General features: G+C 69.1%; 14 protein-coding genes. 5 read left to right on the top strand and 9 right to left on the bottom strand.

The window, feature by feature from the left end; translation table 11 throughout:
• Positions 1 to 27: 27 nt before the first annotated feature.
• The gene (locus A33M_RS06595) at positions 28 to 477 is read left to right on the top strand and encodes a MarR family winged helix-turn-helix transcriptional regulator (RefSeq protein ID WP_008384946.1); all 450 of its coding nucleotides are present in this window, start codon (positions 28 to 30) and stop codon (positions 475 to 477) included.
• Positions 478 to 678: 201 nt separating this feature from the next.
• Here A33M_RS06595 and A33M_RS06600 read toward each other — a convergent pair whose 3' ends face one another.
• Complete coding sequence (locus A33M_RS06600) at positions 679 to 1,875, bottom strand: amidohydrolase family protein (RefSeq protein ID WP_008384949.1); 1,197 nt, start codon at positions 1,873 to 1,875, stop codon at positions 679 to 681.
• Between the two features lie 164 nt (positions 1,876 to 2,039).
• Here A33M_RS06600 and A33M_RS06605 point away from each other — a divergent pair, with 164 nt between their 5' ends.
• On the top strand, positions 2,040 to 2,813 hold the full coding sequence (locus A33M_RS06605) for a ferredoxin--NADP reductase (RefSeq protein WP_008384950.1): 774 nt from the start codon (positions 2,040 to 2,042) through the stop codon (positions 2,811 to 2,813).
• Positions 2,814 to 2,953: 140 nt separating this feature from the next.
• Here A33M_RS06605 and A33M_RS06610 read toward each other — a convergent pair whose 3' ends face one another.
• The 6 genes from A33M_RS06610 to A33M_RS06635 all read right to left on the bottom strand — a co-directional run bounded on the left by A33M_RS06610 (position 2,954) and on the right by A33M_RS06635 (position 10,475).
• The gene (locus tag A33M_RS06610) at positions 2,954 to 3,523 is read right to left on the bottom strand and encodes a hypothetical protein (protein WP_008384954.1); all 570 of its coding nucleotides are present in this window, start codon (positions 3,521 to 3,523) and stop codon (positions 2,954 to 2,956) included.
• Between the two features lie 75 nt (positions 3,524 to 3,598).
• Positions 3,599 to 4,345 (bottom strand): ABC transporter ATP-binding protein, encoded by a 747-nt coding sequence (locus A33M_RS06615; RefSeq protein ID WP_008384957.1) that lies wholly within the window; start codon positions 4,343 to 4,345, stop codon positions 3,599 to 3,601.
• Positions 4,345 to 5,151 carry an ABC transporter ATP-binding protein gene (locus A33M_RS06620; protein ID WP_008384958.1) on the bottom strand — a complete coding sequence of 269 codons (807 nt, stop codon included), beginning with the start codon at positions 5,149 to 5,151 and terminating at the stop codon, positions 4,345 to 4,347. The genes A33M_RS06615 and A33M_RS06620 overlap by 1 nt, the downstream gene beginning before the upstream one ends.
• Positions 5,148 to 7,154 carry an ABC transporter permease gene (locus A33M_RS06625; protein ID WP_008384961.1) on the bottom strand — a complete coding sequence of 669 codons (2,007 nt, stop codon included), beginning with the start codon at positions 7,152 to 7,154 and terminating at the stop codon, positions 5,148 to 5,150. Before A33M_RS06625 ends, A33M_RS06620 begins: the two co-directional genes overlap by 4 nt.
• Positions 7,155 to 7,357: 203 nt before the next feature.
• Positions 7,358 to 8,569, bottom strand: coding sequence for an ABC transporter substrate-binding protein (locus tag A33M_RS06630; protein WP_008384964.1), 1,212 nt, complete (start codon positions 8,567 to 8,569; stop codon positions 7,358 to 7,360).
• 487 nt (positions 8,570 to 9,056) lie between these two features.
• Positions 9,057 to 10,475 carry a sodium:solute symporter family protein gene (locus A33M_RS06635; protein WP_008384968.1) on the bottom strand — a complete coding sequence of 473 codons (1,419 nt, stop codon included), beginning with the start codon at positions 10,473 to 10,475 and terminating at the stop codon, positions 9,057 to 9,059.
• 327 nt (positions 10,476 to 10,802) lie between these two features.
• On the opposite strand from A33M_RS06635, the gene A33M_RS06640 reads away from it, so the two are divergent.
• From A33M_RS06640 to A33M_RS06650, 3 genes are all read left to right on the top strand, one after another.
• Positions 10,803 to 11,750 carry a LysR substrate-binding domain-containing protein gene (locus A33M_RS06640; protein WP_008384970.1) on the top strand — a complete coding sequence of 316 codons (948 nt, stop codon included), beginning with the start codon at positions 10,803 to 10,805 and terminating at the stop codon, positions 11,748 to 11,750.
• A 137-nt stretch (positions 11,751 to 11,887) separates the two neighbouring features.
• Positions 11,888 to 12,646: a 5-oxoprolinase subunit PxpB gene (gene pxpB / locus A33M_RS06645; protein ID WP_008384972.1), complete on the top strand. Its 759-nt coding sequence runs from the start codon at positions 11,888 to 11,890 to the stop codon at positions 12,644 to 12,646.
• A gap of 160 nt (positions 12,647 to 12,806) precedes the next feature.
• Positions 12,807 to 13,550: a GntR family transcriptional regulator gene (locus tag A33M_RS06650; RefSeq protein WP_052026894.1), complete on the top strand. Its 744-nt coding sequence runs from the start codon at positions 12,807 to 12,809 to the stop codon at positions 13,548 to 13,550.
• Between the two features lie 71 nt (positions 13,551 to 13,621).
• Here A33M_RS06650 and cofC read toward each other — a convergent pair whose 3' ends face one another.
• Both cofC and npdG read right to left on the bottom strand, forming a co-directional pair.
• Complete coding sequence (gene cofC, locus A33M_RS22220; RefSeq protein ID WP_008384976.1) at positions 13,622 to 14,335, bottom strand: 2-phospho-L-lactate guanylyltransferase; 714 nt, start codon at positions 14,333 to 14,335, stop codon at positions 13,622 to 13,624.
• A gap of 39 nt (positions 14,336 to 14,374) precedes the next feature.
• A complete protein-coding gene (gene npdG / locus A33M_RS06665) occupies positions 14,375 to 15,067 on the bottom strand; it encodes an NADPH-dependent F420 reductase (RefSeq protein ID WP_008384977.1) in 693 nt (230 codons plus the stop codon).
• Positions 15,068 to 15,086: the final 19 nt, after the last annotated feature.

Genomic DNA, 15,086 nt, shown 5'->3' on the forward strand with positions numbered 1-15,086 from the left:
GCCGGGTTCGGCTCGGAGGCTTTTGCAATGACCATCGAGACTGCCCGGAAAACATCGCTGCCCGCCGCCGACTACGTGCTCGACGCGCAGGTCGGCTTCATGCTGCGCCAGGTCAACCAGCGTCACACCGCGATCTTTGCGGCGCGCATCGGTTGCGACCTCACCGCGATGCAATGGGCCGCGCTGTCGAAGCTCGCCGAGATCGGCGCGACCTCGCAGAATCAGCTCGGCCGGGCGACCGCGATGGACGTCGCCACCATCAAGGGTGTGGTCGACCGGCTCACCAAGCGCGGCCTCACCGCGATCGCCGCCGATCCCGACGACGCCCGCCGCCGGGTGGTCGACCTCACCGCAGAGGGCAGGGCGCTGGTCGCCACCCATGCCGAGGTCGCGCACACCATCACCGACGAGACGCTCGCGCCGCTCTCGGCCAAGGAGCGCAAGGTGTTTTTGGAGCTGCTCGCAAAGCTGCGGTGAGGCGGCTCCTGCGAGATTCGGGTGATCCGCTCACGTCCGTCGTTCCGGGACGCGCCGAAGGCGCGGGCCCGGAACCCATATCCCCTGTCCGTGAGTATGGATTCCGGGCTCGCGGGCCTGCAGCCCGCGCCCCGGAACGACCGAGAACCGATACCGACGGCGACGGAGTTCGACCTCGCCGTCGGTCCCGGCCCTTCGGCTTCAGTGCCCCACCACCGACGGCAGCTTGGTCGCCGGCGGGGTGTTGCGGCTGCGGGCGGTGCGCACCTGGCCGTCGATGATCGTCATGCCGATGCCGGGCAGGTCGCCGAGCGCGATCGACTCGAGGAAGTGCTTGCCGGCCGAGTGCTGCGCCTTGTCCATGATCACGAAGTCCGCCGCGCGGCCGATCTCGACGATGCCGCAGTCGAGCGCACGCATGCGGGCCGTGTTGCCGGTGGCGAAGCAGAAGGCGATCTCCGGCGCCACCTCGCCGAGCGAGGCGAGCATCGCCACCATCCGCACGATGCCGAGCGGCTGCACGCCGGAGCCGGCCGGGCCGTCGGTGCCGAGGATCACCCGCTCGAGCTGATTCAGCTCGCGGGCGGTGCGCAGCGTGTAGAGCGCGGCGCGCTCGTTGCCGTTGTGGACCAGCTCGAGGCCGCGCCGGCAGCTCTCGCAGATGCAGCGGATCTCGCCGTCCGGCAGCGCGGTGTGGCCGCCATTGATGTGGCCGACCACGTCGGTGTCGGCCTCGAGCACCATGTCGGCGCCGATCAGGCCGGAGCCCGGGATCGACGGGCCGCCGGTGTGGATGGTCGACTGGATGCCGTATTTGCGCGCCCAGCTCACCATCTGCTTGGCGTTGGCGCCGTCCTTGACGCCGCCGAGGCCGACCTCGCCCAACAGCTTCACGCCGGCGGCGGCGAGCTCCTTGAAATCCTCCTCCACCATGCCGTGCTCGAGCACGGGGGCACCCGCATGCAGCTTGACGCCGGCGACGCGGAACGCGTCGAAGCAGCGCTGCGCGGTGATCGCCATCGCCTTCAGGCCGACGATGTCGCGCGGGCGGCCGGGCGTGTGCACCTCGCCGGCCGAGATCATCGTGGTGACGCCGCCGTGCAGGCTCGACTCGATCCAGTTGAGCTGGCTCTGGCGCGGCGTCCAGTCGCCGGCGACCGGGTGGACGTGACTGTCGATCAGGCCGGGCGCGACCACCGTGCCGTTGGCGTCCACCACCGTGCTGGCGCCCTCGACGTCGACGTCCTTCAGCTTGCCGATCGCGGTGATCCGGCCGTTCTCGGCGACGATCGTGTCGGCGTCGAGCACCGGGTTCTCGAGCGCCCCCGACAGCAGAAGGCCGATATTGCGGATCACCAGTTTGGTCGGGCCGGTCGCGGCCGGCGCATCGTGAGCCATCTCTTCTCTCCTCGTGCTCAGCGGGGTCCGCGCGGCGATGCCTCGACGGTCCGTTCGATGGTCGAGCGGGCATTGACAAGGCCGCCCGGGCTCCGCATATTTGTTAGTACACTAACGAAAAGACCCCCACAAGCCGCTCGTCGCGGCAGCGAAGGCCCACCCCCATGAAGATGTTCTTCGAAGAGCAGGTCACCGAGGTCCATCACTGGACGGACACGCTGTTCAGCTTCTCCACCACCCGCGATCCCGGCTGCCGCTTCAAGAACGGCCAGTTCGTGATGGTCGGCCTGCCGGTGAACGAGCGGCCGCTTCTGCGCGCCTACTCGATCGCCTCGCCGAACTGGGCCGATTCGCTCGACTTCTTCTCGATCAAGGTGCCGAACGGCCCGCTCACCTCGCGCCTCCAGCATCTGAAGGAGGGCGACACGGTGATGGTCGGCCGCAAGCCGACCGGCACGCTGGTGCTCGACAATCTGCGCGACGGCGAGAACCTCTATCTGCTCGCCACCGGCACCGGGCTCGCGCCCTTCCTCGCCACCATCCGCGACCCCGAGGTCTACGAGCGGTTCGACAAGGTCGTGCTGGTTCACGGCGTGCGGCACGTCGCCGAGCTCGCCTATCGTGATCTGATCGAGAATCAGCTCCCGCAGGACGAATTGTTGGGCGAGATGATCGCGCCGAAGCTCGTCTACTACCCGACCGTGACGCGCGAGGCGTTCCATCATCAGGGCCGTATCTCCACGCTGATCGAGAGCGGCAAGCTGTTCGACGACATCGGCCTGCCGCGCTTCGACATGAACCGCGACCGGGTGATGCTGTGCGGCAATCCCGGCATGCTGGCCGACGTGCCGCCGATGCTGGAGCGTCTCGGCTTCCTCGAGGGCAACACCGGCGAGCCCGGCGACTACGTGATCGAGAAGGCGTTTGCGGAGAAGTGAGGCGACGCTTTCCATGCGTGTCGTCCAACAGGCGTGTCACACCGGGGCTCGTCCCCGCGTCCCGACCCTCCCCACCAGGGGAGGGAGGACGAGATCGGCCGGCGCGAGCCGGGTCGCAGCGAGGCTGCGCCCGGTCCGCATCAGCCGACGATGGCGGCCGTCACCGCGTGTCGACGGTCCGTATCGATCCCTTGTGCGTCCATTGCGCTGTTCAGCAGGTGCAGATCACACCCGTGATCGCGCATCCAGCGGACGATGACGTCCGCGCGATCGTTGCGGCCGCGGCGCAGCTCGGTCGCGAGCCGTAGCTCGATGGCCACCACCGGGACGCGCTCGTTGCCGACCGCGATCTCCGAAAAATGGGTCCATGGGCCACTGCCGATGGTCTCGAGATACGGCGAGTCCGACGGCCACTCGACGGTGCTGGCCTCGACCTCGACGCCGTCCACATCGAAGGCCGCGTAATACTGCCCGGCGGACTCCATCCAGGTCGGAGGCGTCAGGCATCGATGGGAGGCGAGCGCGCGCGCGAAAGTGTCGACGTGGCTGCGCTCGGTCACCAGCAGATCCACGTCGCCCGGCACCAGCGGCACGCCACGCAGCAGGCCGGCTGCGGTGCCGATCAGGCGATAGCGGAACGGCCCCTCGTTCTCCAAAAGATCGAGCACCTTCGCGAGCACGTCGCGCAGGAGATCCATCGTCGGCGTCATGAAACCGACTTCCCTTTCGCGGCCCCGAGACAGTGCCGCAGCCGCGGCGATCGCGACCGGAACGGTGTCGCCGCCTCACACGGCGAGATACGCATCGCGCACGTCCGGTCGTGCCTCGAGCTCCGCCAGCGTGCCGGTGAACTGCACGCGGCCCTTCTCGATGATCACCGCGCGATCCGAGATCAGGCGGGCGAAGTGGAGGTTCTGCTCGGAGAGCAGGATGGACAAGCCCTCGCGCTTCATCGCCAGGATGGCGCCGGCCATCTGCTCGACGATTTTTGGCGCGAGGCCCTCGGAGGGCTCGTCGAGCAGCACGAGCGAGGGATTGCCCATCAGCGTGCGGGCGATCGTCAGCATCTGCTGCTCGCCGCCGGACATCCGGCCGCCGGGGCGCTTGCGCATGTCGGCGAGGTTCGGAAACAGCTCGTAGAGCCGCTCGGGCTCCCAGGTCGGCGCGCCCTCGCGCGGCGCCTGGCGGCCGACCAGGAGATTTTCCTCCACCGTGAGGTCGGTGAAGATGCGGCGGTTCTCCGGGACGAAGCCGAGGCCGCGGCGGGCGATCTCGTAGGTCGGCAGTGCGGTGATCTCGTCCGCATCGAACCACACCGTGCCGGTGCGGCGCGCGACCATGCCCATGATCGACAGGAAGGTGGTCGACTTGCCGGCGCCGTTGCGGCCGAGCAGGGCGACGACCTCGCCCGAATGCACGGTGAAGTCGACGTCGAACAGGATGTGGGCGGCGCCGTAGAAGGCGTTGAGCTTGACGACGTCGAGCTGCGAGGTGGCGGGCGGCGCCACGGCGGCGAGAGCGGGGGCGGCCATCAGTGGGCCTCCTGAGCGGTCGAGCCCGATGCGGGCGCATCCTGGTGGCGGGAATCGTAGACGAGGCCTTCGCCGAGATAGATCGCCTGCACCTGCGGGTCGCGCCGCACTTCTGTCGGCGGCCCCTCGGCGATCAGCACGCCGCGCGAGAGCACCATCATGCGGTCGGCATGCTCGAACACCACGTCCATGTCGTGCTCGGTGAAAAGCACACCGATGCCCTCGCGGCGGGCGATCTCGGCGGTGAGCCGCATCAGCTCGATGCGCTCCTTCGGCGCCATGCCGGCGGTCGGCTCGTCCATCAAGAGGAGCTTCGGCTCGTTGGCGAGCGCGATCGCCAGCTCGAGCCGCTTGAGATCGCCATAAGCGAGCTCGGCGGCGGCGCGATCGGCGTGGATCTCCATGCCGACCAGCGCGAGCAGGCGATCGGCCTCGGCGATGTCGGCGGCGCCGCCATAACCCCAGAAGCGGCGCAGCGCCTTGGTGTGCGAGAGGAGCGCGACCTGCACGTTCTCGCGCACCGTCATCGAGCCGAAGGTGGCGGTGATCTGAAAGGTGCGGCCGACGCCCTTGCGCCACACCGCGCGCGGCGGCAGGCCGAGCGTCGGGTCACCGTCGATGCGGATGGCGCCGGAGTCCGGCCGGATCTGGCCGTTGAGCATGTTGAAGCAGGTGCTTTTTCCCGCGCCGTTCGGGCCGATCAGGGCCAGAATCTCGCCGCGGTCGAGGCCGAACGAGACGCCCTTCACCGCCTGCACGCCGGCATAGGATTTCGAGAGATTCTCCACCTCGAGAAGCCGGGTCATCGGTCGATCTCCTGATGCGACGCGTTCCGATGCGCCACGTTCCGGTGCGACGTGTCTGTTGCGGCCGCATCGGTGAGCGTTCCGGTCGCGGTGCCGACCACGCCGCCGAGCACGGTGGCGGCGACCGCCGCCGTCGCCACGCCGCCGGCGAGCTTCCGCGCCCGCCGTGCGTCGAATTTCGCCCGCCAGTCGGCCAGCGTGCCGACGATGCCCTTGGGGAAGGCGACCACCATGGCGATGATGGCGAGGCCGAGCACGAGCTTGGAATAATCGGTCTGGCTGATCAACCAGATCGACAGCGCCTTGAAGACGATCGCGCCGACGATCGGGCCGAGCACCGTCTCGATGCCGCCGAGCAGCACCATCACCAGGCCGTCGATCGATACCGAGATCGACATGAAGTCGGGAAACACGCTGCCCTTGAGGAAGGCGAACAGCGCGCCGCCGAGCCCAGCGACCGCGCCCGCCACCACGAAGGCGACCCACTGCGTGCGCTTGCGGTCGATGCCGATCGATTCCGAGCGCAGCTCGGAGTCGCGGGTGGCGCGGAGCGCAAAGCCGAACGGCGAGAAGATCACCATCTGCAGAAGCGCCAGCGCCGGCACCGCGAAGGCGAGCGTCATCCAGAAGAAGCCGGACGGCGAGGAGGCGAAGGCGTCCGGCCAGATGCCGAGAATGCCGTTGTCGCCGCCGGTCACGTCGACCCACTGGAAGGCGATCGACCAGACGATCTGCGCGAAGGCGAGGGTGAGCATCGCGAAATAGACGCCCGACAGCGACACCGCGAACCAGCCGACGATCGCCGCGCCGAACGCGGCGAGCACCGGGCCGGCGAGGATCGCCACCACCATCGGCATGCCGAAGGCGGTGGCGGCGAACGCCGCACCATAGGCGCCGAGGCCGAAATAGGCGGCGTGGCCGAAAGAGGCGAGGCCGCCGACCGTCATCAGGAGATGCAGGCTCGCGGCGAACAGCGTGAAGATCAGGATCTCCGAGCCGATCGTCAGCGCGTAGTTGCCGAGCACGAACGGCAGCAGCGCGATCACCAGAACGACGCCGCCGGCGATCGTCAGCTCGGTGCGGTTCAGCGGGCGCCACGGGCGCACCGTGTTGCCGACGGCGGTCGCCTGCGGCGGCTGCGGCTTGCCGAAGAAGCCCCACGGCCGCACCACCAGCACCACCGCCATCACCAGAAAGACCAGCACCAGCGAGATCTTCGGAAACACCAGGATGCCGAAGGCGTTCAGCTCGGACACCAGGATCGCCGCGAGGAAGGCGCCGGTGGTCGAGCCGAGCCCGCCGATCACCACCACCACGAAGGCCTCGACGATGATCGAGAGGTCCATCGAGTGGTTGACGGCGTCACGCGGGATCTGCAGCGCGCCGCCGATCGCGGCGAGGAAGACGCCGAGCGCGAACACGCCGGTAAAGAGCCATTTCTGATTGATGCCGAGCGCCGCCACCATGCCGCGATCGTGGGTCGCCGCCCGCACCAGCACGCCCCAGCGGGTGCGGTGAAACAGGAGCCAGAGCGCGACCAGCACGATCGGGCCGAGCGCGATCAGGAACAGGTCGTAGGTCGGGATGTACTTGCCGAACATCACCACCGCGCCGCTCATGCCGGGCGCGCGGGGACCGACCAGATCCTCCGGGCCCCAGATCAGCAGCACCAGATCCTCGACCATCAGCGTGACGCCGAAGGTGGCGAGCAGCTGAAACAGCTCGGGCGCGTGATAGATGCGGCGCAGCAGCACCATCTCGAGCAGGCAGCCGAGGGCGGCGACGATCACCGCGGCGGCGAGGAGCGCGAACCAGAAGCCGATCGCGCCGGAGAGCTGCTCGGTCAGCGTGTAGGCCACGTAGGCGCCGAGCATGTAGAAGGCGCCGTGCGCGAAGTTCACGATCCTCGTGACGCCGAAGATGATGGAGAGGCCGGAGGCGACGAGGAACAGCGAGGCTGCGCTCGCCAGGCCGGTCATGAATTGAACGAAGACGAGTTGCATCGGCGTCACGATCGATTGGGGGCCGAGGAATATCGGCATTGCCGGCGAAGGGGGTGCGACCGGCCGCCTGTGTCGTGGGTCCCGCGAGGGGTGGTCGGATCGCGAGGCGGTCCGGGAGCGAACGACAGGAGGGTCGACCGGTCCGTCCCGAAGCGCCTCGCGCGCCGGTCCCCCCCTCGCGGGGAGGACCGAGTGGAGCCCGCTCAGTTCTGCGGACGCATCGTCTTCACCTCGGCGTCGCTCGGCAGGTAGTTGGCGCCGTCGCGATAGGAGGTGTCGACCATCACGCCCTTGCCGTCCTTGACGGCGGTCTTGCCGACGAAGGCGCCGAGGGTCGACTGGTGGTCGATCTCGCGGAAGGTGATCGGGCCGAACACGGTGTCGACCTTCAACCCTTCTGCCGCTTCGATCAGGCTGTCGGCGTCGGTCTTCTCGCTCTTCTTCAAGACCGCGGCGACCGAGTACATCAGCGTGTAGCCGACCACCGAGCCGAGGCGCGGATAATCGTCGTACTTCGCCTGATAGGCCTTCAGGAACTTGGCGTGCGCCGGGGTGTCGAGCGAGTACCAGGGATAGCCGGTGGTGAGCCAGCCTTCCGGGGTCTCGGACTTCAGCGGATCGAGATATTCGGGCTCGCCGGTGAGGAAGCTCACCACGGTCTTGCCCTTGAACAGGCCGCGGGTGTTGCCCTCGCGCACGAGCTTCACGAGGTCGGGGCCGAACTCGACATTGACGATGGCGTCGGGGTTGGTGGCGGCGATCGCCTCGACCACCGCGCCGGCGTCGATCTTGCCCATCGGCGGCCACTGCTCGCCGACCCACTCGATGTCCGGGCGCTTCTTGGAGAGCAGCTCCTTGAACACCGCGATGGCCGACTGGCCGTACTCGTAGTTCGGCGCGATGGTCGCCCAGCGCTTGGCCGGCAGTTTTGCGGCTTCCTCCGCCAGCATCGCCGCCTGCATGTAGTTGGAGGGCCGCAGGCGGAAGGTGTAGCGGTTGCCCTTGGCCCACACCATCGCGTCGGTGAGCGGCTCGCCGGCGAGATAGAACACCTTCTTCTGCGCGGCGAAGTCCGACAGCGCGAGGCCGATGTGCGAGAAGAACGCGCCGGTGAGCATCACCACGCCTTCACGCGACACCAGCTCGTTGGCGGCGGTCACCGCCTCGCCCGGCTTGCCGGCGTCGTCCTTGGAGATCACCACCAGCTTGTTGCCGTTGATGCCGCCATTGGCGTTGATCTCCTCCACCGCGAGCTGCCAGCCCTTGCGGTACGGCTCGGTGAAGGCGGGCAGGCCCGAATAGCTGTTGATCTCGCCGATCTTGATGTCCGCCGCCCGCAGCGCGTTCGGCGCGGCGAGCGTCAGCACGGCAGCCGCCAGGCAAGTTCGCGTCAGGATTTTCGACAAGGCTCGCATTCCTTCTTCAACGCCACCCGCCGTGGATTCCGGTCGGGTCGGTCGGCACTGGGCTCGGGAACCGTGCGGCCGCGACGCGAATTTTTTCGACGTTCGCGGTCGTCCAATTTTCATTTGCACACTAACGGTATCAACTCGCCGTTGGGGTGCAAGAACGAAACGGAGGCAAGCGGGAAGGCAAACTGCCGATTGTTTGGCCGGATGGCCCGAACCGCGGGGTGCCCGAGGGCGGCGGCAGCGCTGCCGTCGCCATCGGCGGGCCGATGCCAGATCGATGCCAGCCCGGCGCGGCGGAGGGCCGGGTTCCGTCAGGGCGTTGGCGGATCGAAGGATTCCAAAAAGCCGACGCCCGCCGCGGGGAGGCGGCGGGCGTCGAGGAGGGGCAGGGGCGGGTGCGGCGCGTGCTGCTCAGGGAGCGGACAGGGGTGCTCGTCTGCCTAATAATAGGACAGCTGCGCAGCCGGCATGCCGCCGCTGCGCCGATCGCTCAGGCACGCGGCTGCATGCTGCCGTCGAGATCGGCGTCTCCGGTGGTGGCCGACAACAGGAGGCCGGCGACGATCACCGCGGCCGAGGCCGCGAGCCCGGTGAACAGTGGATTGACCGGCAGCGGCAGCGCCAGCCGGCAACCGACCGCCACCGCGATGCTCGCCGCCATCGAGAACACCGCCCAGCTCGGGGCGAGGTGGCGCGGCCAGAAGATCGCCAGCGTCAGCGGCAGGAACACCGCAGCGCCCCGCAGCGCCATCGACATGTAGTTCCAGTCGAGCACGTAGGAATCGAGCGCCGACAGCGCGATCGCCATTGCGAGGCACGTCACCGCGAGCACGCTCGCCCGGTTGAGCCACAGAATGTGGCGGTCGTCGCGGAGGCCGAACACGCCGCGGCCGATGTCGTTCGCCACCATCGTGCCGATGCCGAGCGCGAGCCCGGCGATCGAGCCGACCACGGAGAGGAGAATGCCGGCGAGCCCGATGCCGCCGACCCATTCGGGGGTGTAGCGGACCAGATAGACCGGCAGCGCCAGCACCGGCGACAGCTCCGGATGGGCGGCGTGCATGTACATGCCGATGGCGATCGAGGGCAGGCCGACCGGAATGGTGATCAGCGCCGCGAGCGAGGTGCCGACCGCCGCCACCTTGCGGTCGGAGGCCGAGTAGATCGCCTGCACATAGGTCTGGGTGCAGATCACGCCGACGATCAGCGCGCCGAGATTGCCGAGGCTTTCGCCCACCCCGCGGCCCCACAGGCTGAACCACGGGAAGGCCGGGAAGGTCGCCTCGAAGTCGGGCATCGCGCGCAGCGACAGCACCGCGCCGACGCCGGCGACGCACAGCGCCAGCGCCAACGTCACCATCTTGAGGATGCCCGAGACGCCGGCGCCCCGCATGCCGCCGAACACCACATAGGCCGCCACCAGCACGACGATGATCGCGGCTGCCGCCAGCGGCGGCACGCCGAACATGGTGCCGATCAAATGGATGCCGGCGAGCGCGCTCGCCACCGCGCTGAACAGGATGCCGAGCGAGGAGACCAGGCTGGTGAGCGGCCCGGCGCCGCGGCCGTAATGCAGCGTCAGATATTGCGGGATCGTCTCGAGCCCGCTGCTGCGCAGGGGGTTCGCGTAGAACACCGCCATGATGGTGAGCGCGATGCCGCTGCCGAGCGTGAACCACCAGGCCGACAGGCCGAGGGCGGCGGCCATCTGCGCGGTGCCGACGGTGGCGGCGCCGCCGACGATGGTGCCGGAGATGCTGCCGGCGATCAGCACGGCGCCGGCCGAACGGCCGTTCAGGCTGTAGCCTTCGGCGGACTTCACGTTGCCGGCGGAGCGGGTGCCGATGAACAAAATGAGGGCGACGGTGAGGATCAGGCTCGAGGCCTGCACGAGAGTGAGGGAGATCATGTTTCTTCTTGGTTCTGGCGTGTTTTGGCGATTTTGCGGCGCAACATGCCAGGGCGATATAATCCGGTCCAGTGTCGAGAGCGCAATGTTTGATCTCGGATATGGATTAAAGTAACGTCGCGGAAGGGACACGTCGATTTCGTCCCGAGGGGCCGCGAAGCGGTCGTCTCGAACAATGAGACCCGAGCCTCGTCGTCGTCCGTGCCCTCGTCCTTCGAGACGCACTCCTGCGGAGTGCTCCTCTGGACGAGGTCGAGCTCTGTCACTTTCGGCACCGGAAGGCAGGGCCGGGCGCCGGGGGGACGCCAGGGAGGTCGAGAGGAACACATGGACGTCCGGCAGATGCGCTGCTTCGTCGAGGTCGCCGAGCGGCTGCATTTCGGCCGGGCGGCGGAGGCGCTCGGCATCGCCCAGTCGGCGCTGTCGCGGCAGATCCAGCTGCTCGAGGCCTCGCTCGGCGTGCGGCTGCTGGAGCGCAACAAGCGCGCGCCGATGCGGCTCACCGATGCCGGCGGGCTGTTTCTCGCCGAGGCGCGGGCGGCGCTCGCTCAGTTCGAGCGGGCCGAGGCGGTCGCCCGGAAGGCGGGGCGCGGCCAGCTCGGCCGGCTCGAGATCGGCTACGTGGCCTCGGCGACCTTTTCCGGCCTGCTGCCGTCGGTGGTCTCGGCGTTTCACCGCGACTGCCCGGCGGTGGCGATCGGCCTCGTCGAGATGGACACCGCCCACCAGGTCGAGGCGCTCGAAGACGGGCGGATCGATGTCGGCTTCATCCGGCCGCGGCCGGACTATCCGCCGGGCATCGTCGCGCTGCCGCAGCTGCGCGAGCCGATCCTGGTGGCGCTGCGGGCCGACCACCCGCTCGCCGCGGCGGGCGGGCCGATCCCGGCAAAGGCGCTCGCCGACGAGGATTTCGTGGTGCCGCAGGCGCACGAGCGGGCGGGCTTCGGCGAGCTGACCCTGGCGATCGGCCGGCAGGGCGGGTTCGTGCCGCGGCTCACCCACCACGTGCGCGACTTCATCACCGTGCTGAACTTCGTCGCGGTCGGCTTCGGGGTGGCGGCGGTGCCGGCCTCGCTCGAGCGGGTGCGGCTTCCCGACATCGTCTACCGGCCGCTCGCCGATCCGGTGCCGCATGCCGAGCTGGTGGCGGCGTTCCGCCGGAGCGGCAATGCGCCGGTGGTGCAAACCTTCGTCGCACTGCTGCGCCGGCAGGCGCGCGCCGGCGCGGCGCGCGACTTTTCTGCCGCTTCGTCCGGCACGCCGCCGGCGCGATGAAACGCGCGGCACTTTCTATGCACAGTGCCCGCGCGAGCGTGCTTGTGGAGACGGTCGGGATCGGCTGCTATGGCGGCTCGGTGGCGGCGGTGCTTCGGGCCTTGTCCGCGCGTGCCGGGTAGCGAGGTTCTTTCGACGTGTACGCCTCTCCCAAATTCCTGCCGGCCGGCGACACCGCGCTGGTGATCGAGTTCGGCGACACGGTCGACCGCCATCTCAGCGCGCTGGTGCTGGCGCTCGCCGAGCGGCTCGAGGCGACCGGTCTGCCGGGGGTGATCGAGCAGGTGCCGACCTTCCGCTCGCTGATGGTGCATTTCGAGCCGCTGGTGCTCGACGCCGCGGTGCTCGAAAAAACCCTCTCCGATCTCGTGGCGGATCTGTTGGCGGCGGAGCGGACGGGCGCAATCGCATCGTCCGGCAAGACGTTCCGGCTGCCCGCCTGCTACGACCCGGCCCTCGCCCCCGACCTCGACACGGTCGCCGCGCGCACCGGCCTGACGCCCGAGGGCGTCGTCGAGTGCCACAGCGCCGAGATTTATCACGTCTACATGCTCGGCTACCTGCCGGGCTTTCCCTATATGGGCGACGTGCCGGACGCCCTGAAGGTGCCAAAACTCGACAGCCCGCGGGTGAAGGTGCCGGTCGGCGGCATCGCGCTCGCCGGCGCGCTCACCGCGGTCTATCCGGTGGAGAGCCCGGGCGGCTGGAATCTGATCGGCCGCTCGCCGGTGGCGATCTGGGATCTGCGGCGTGATCCTCCGGCGCTTTTTGCACCAGGTGATAAGGTTCGCTTCGAACCGGTGTCGCTCGACACCTATCACGCGCTCGCGCGCCGCGCCGCCGAGGGCCCGCTGGTGCTCGCGCCCGAGCCCGCGCGCGAGGGAGACGGCGCATGAGGTCCCCTCGTTCACATGCGATGGCCATACGCGGCGGCCCCGGCCGGGCCAAAAGCGCAATCGTCGTGCTTGACCGCGCTGCACGGCTTGGGCACAGATCGAGCTCACACGAAATACCACTCGCAGGAGAGTGGCGACCGTCCGATGATTGCCGCGTCCCATGGTGAATAGAACACGGAAGCTGCCGAGCCAGGACGCAGACAGTCGCGTTCCCCGCTATCTCCAGGTCGCCGCGGTGCTGCGCCGCCGGCTGCGCGACGGCGTGTGGGCGCTCGGCGAGCGCATCTCCACGCTCGAGGAGCTGGAGCGCGAGTTCGGCGTTGCCCGGGTGACGGTGCGGCAGGCGATCGACCTCCTGCAGAACGAGGGCCTGGTGCGCTCCCACCAGGGGCGCGGGACGTTCGTGACGAAGTCGGTCGACCATCGGCGCTGGCTGCAGCTCGCGACCGACTGGGAAAGCCTCGTCTCGATGATCCGGGACAATGTCGCCCACAAGCTGCCGGCCTATCCCTCCGCCGCGCCGCGGCTCGAGGAGGGGGAGGGCACGCCGGCCTCCTCCTATGTCTATCTGCGCAGCCTGCAGACCCGCGGCAGCGAGCCGTTCGGCTATGCCCGCGTCCATCTCGCGCGCCACATCTACACGATGTCGCCAAAGGTGTTCTCCTCGCGCGCGGCGCTGGTGGTTCTCGCCGAGATGAAGGACCTTGCGATCTCGCGCGCGCATCAGACGTTCACCATCGGCACCGCCGACATCGAGACCGCGAAGCTGCTCGAGATGAGCCTGAACGCGCCGACCGCCGAGGCACGCTGCGTCGTCACCGACGAGGAGGGCGTGGTGATCTATGTGGGCGAGATCACCTATCGCGGCGATCTCGTGCGCATCAATATCGAGCTGCGGGGGTGAGACCCGCTCGCGGCCGAGGGGCCTTTCGAGCGGTCTCCGAAAGCCGTTCGACGCGTTGGTGTCGACGAGAATCAGCCCGGAAACCGGTCGGGGCCGGGCACGCGTGCGCCGTCCCGTGTCTCGGCTCGCGGGGGCAGGGCGTCGTCGTCGGCGGCGCGCGGCGAGGCGGTGAAAGCGCCGGCGGGGCCGTCGCGCCAGGCGAGCCAGCTCGCATAGTGGTCCGGATCGTCGAGATCGAAGGCGAGCCGCGGATCGAGGATCGTCTCCACCGTCAGCCCGAGCGTTTTTGCCGTCTTGCGGTGGGTGGAGAAGCTGCCCGGCCCGTAGGCGAACGGCAGCCGGTGCCGGCTGGCGCCGCGTAAGATCATCAGATTGGTGCCGTCGCTGCCGCGATCGGGCGCGATCACCACGTCCGCCGGGCGCTCCAGCGCGGTGGCGATGCTGCGCGGGGCGGCGAGCGGCAGGTCGATCGGCAGCACCACCAGATCGACCGTGCCCATCTCTTCCTGTAGCTGCGTCCGGGCGTGCTCGAGCGCGGCATTGAGCCCGCCGCCCGGATCGGCGATCCGCCCGACCGCGAAGGAGGCGGCGAGCGCGGCCGCCTCCGCATCGGCGGTGACCACCCGGATCAGCGCCGCCGGCATCACCTCCGCCGCGCAGCCTAGCGTGCGCGCCAAAAGCCGCCGGCACAGATCGCGCCGCGCCGCGCCGTCGAGACAGCCGGCGAGGCGCGACTTGCCCTCGCGAAAGCCCTTGCAGGGAACGACGATGGCAGCCGGGCTCATGCGGGGGTCGTTGCTCCGTGTGCCGTCACGCGATCGCAGTCACTCGGCCGCGGGCGTGCCGCCCGGCAGGCCGGTGATGCGGATGCCGGAATCCGGCACCTTGTAGGTGCGGTTGATCCAGATGAGCACGGAGGTCAGTGCCTCCGCCACCACGGAGTTGGCGAGCGGGCCGACCTCGACGCCGCGCAGCCCGGCATCGGCCGCGAGCCCGGCCACCACCTTGCGCGCCTCCTTGTCGTCGCCGGCGATCAGCACGTCGCAATCGATCGCGTCGTGGCCGAGATCCTTCAGCTTGTGCGCCGACACGTTCTGGAACGCCGAGACGACCCGCACGCCCTCGCCGAGAAAGGCCTGGGTGGCCACCACGCAGGAATCGGTCTCGGGGAGCTGCACGCGGGCGACCTTCGGCGGCACCAGCGGCACCGTGACGTCGACCAGAATCTTGCCGGCGAGCGTGTCCTTCAGGCCTTCGAGGGTGGAGCGTTGCGCGGCGAACGGCACCGTCAGCACCACCACCTCGGCTTCCGCGGCCCCGTCGGCGCTGGCGACGCCGGTCAGCGCCTCTCGGCCCAGCAATTCGTTGAGCGCCTTCGCCGCCGCCTCGGCCTTTGCCGGATCACGCGAGCCGATGGTGACGCGGTGGCCGGCCTTGGCCCAGCGCAGCGCGAGCCCGCCGCCTTCGGCGCCGGTGCCGCCGACCACGCAGATCGAAAGTTTTGTTTCGGAGGTCATTGCAGTGTCCTTTTCTTAT

Source organism: Rhodovulum sp. PH10 (assembly GCF_000293785.1).
GTDB lineage: Bacteria > Pseudomonadota > Alphaproteobacteria > Rhizobiales > Xanthobacteraceae > Rhodoplanes.